Origin of the sequence: Mycobacterium sp. (genome assembly GCF_050701515.1) — a bacterium.
Classification (GTDB): Bacteria; Actinomycetota; Actinomycetes; order Mycobacteriales; family Mycobacteriaceae; genus Mycobacterium.
This window is the reverse complement of the sequence record NZ_JBOGDB010000253.1, coordinates 1-1,593: the sequence shown is the minus strand read 5'-3', so window position 1 is coordinate 1,593 and position 1,593 is coordinate 1. Positions and strand designations below refer to the sequence as shown.

The window sequence follows — 1,593 nt, the reverse complement described above, 5'->3', positions numbered from 1 at the left end:
ACCTTGACCATCGTGACGCTGGCCATTCGCCAGGCCGACTACATCGCCGACCGGATGGGCAAGGGCGAGATCTGACCCCTGGGGGCGGCGTGGCACGGCCGCCCCCGCCCCCGCACCGGCTTCAAGTACCCCGGGGCTGGACATTCCGGTGCCGGGCCACGACCTCATGGGTATCGCCCCACCGCAGGAGCGTGCCATGAGCGAGCGAGATTCCCGCACCCGACCTGTCGAGATGCGCTTCGGCCGGATCGGCGGCCTGTGGGCCGGCGCCCTGGCGGTGCTTGCCGGCATCGTGGTGATCGTGCTGGCGATCCTGCTCTCTGCGCTGCTTTTGGGCCTGTTCGCGGCGATCGCCGTGGGCGTGCTGGTGCGCGCCTGGCTGTCCGGGCGGAGCAGGGAGCGGACCGGACCCCAGGTCATCGATGCGGAGTACACCGTCATCGAGACTCACGACGCGCGGGAACCGCGGCCCAAGCCGTAAGGTCTTTCTTGCGCGCCGGACCATTTGAGGCTATTTTTAGGCTCACATGAGGCAAGGTGAGGCGGGCGATGGTCGCGGTAGCCAGCATTGCGGACATGCTGGGCGGACCACGCGTATTGGGCCGTCCGGTCGTGTCATGGGCGGATCTGGACGAGGTGGTCGCCAGCGGGCTTCCCAGGGCGGCGCTCGACGCCTTGGTGACGCGTGTCGCCGGTCCTCGGGGCAGCGCGCGCGTGAAGTACCGGATCGTGCCGAAGGCGACCTATCAGCGCGGGGCCCGGCTGAACCCGGCGCACAGCCAGAAGGCGGAGCGGCTGGCCCGCGTGTTCGCCATGGCGGAGAGCATCTGGCACGACGAAAGCGAGGCTCGCCGGTTCATGAGCACCCCGCATGCCGAGCTCATGGATCGGACGCCGCTCGAGGTCGCCATGACCGAGGTCGGAGCGCGTCAGGTCGAGGAGGTGATCGAGCGCGGCCGGCATGGACTCCCGGTTTGAGAAGGACTTTCAGGTCTTCCGAGTTGCCAGTGCCGCATACCCGGTCTTCGATGGCGGCGGCGCCCACCGGTGGGGCAGCCGATGGTGCACGCCGGGGCGCAACGTGATCCACACGGCTTCGGCCTACGCCCTGGCCCTGCTCGAGAACCTGGTGCACTGGAACGCGACCGCGCTGCCGCCAGGCATGCGCCATGTCGTCGCGACCATTCCGGCGGCGGTCGCCCGGACGGTGCTCGATCCCGCCAAGTTGCCTGGCTGGGATCGCGACGACTACAGCATCAGCCAAGCCTATGGCGACGCCTGGTACGATGCCGGTGACGTTGCGGTGCTGGTCGTTCCTTCCGTGCTCTCGCCCTACGAGCCGAACGTGCTCATTAACCAGCGACATTCGGATATCCGCAGGATTCAGGTAGCGGACGAGCAGCCGGCGAGCATCGATCCCAGACTGTTGCGGAGCGGCGCTTCGTGAGTTGGCGCAACTGCGCGACGCGGTCGCGAGCGTAAGCGGCGGCGAGTGAAGGCGGCTGGAGCTCGCTTTGCGGTTTCCGGGATCGGCGCGCACTGTCTATTTGACGATTCCGACTCGTTTGATAAATTCGCGAGTGGACTTGTCAC

Annotated in this window: 3 protein-coding genes; all 3 read left to right on the top strand. The window is 67.5% G+C overall.

What is annotated here, in order from left to right; translation table 11 throughout:
* Positions 1–196 precede the first annotated feature (196 nt).
* Positions 197–481: a hypothetical protein gene (locus ACRDU5_RS19340; RefSeq protein ID WP_526616390.1), complete on the top strand. Its 285-nt coding sequence runs from the start codon at positions 197–199 to the stop codon at positions 479–481.
* Between the two features lie 95 nt (positions 482–576).
* Positions 577–978, top strand: coding sequence for an antitoxin Xre/MbcA/ParS toxin-binding domain-containing protein (locus ACRDU5_RS19335; protein ID WP_526616389.1), 402 nt, complete (start codon positions 577–579; stop codon positions 976–978).
* Positions 962–1,447, top strand: a complete 486-nt coding sequence (locus ACRDU5_RS19330; RefSeq protein ID WP_526616388.1) for an RES family NAD+ phosphorylase — start codon at positions 962–964, stop codon at positions 1,445–1,447. The genes ACRDU5_RS19335 and ACRDU5_RS19330 overlap by 17 nt, the downstream gene beginning before the upstream one ends.
* The last annotated feature ends 146 nt before the right edge of the window (positions 1,448–1,593 follow it).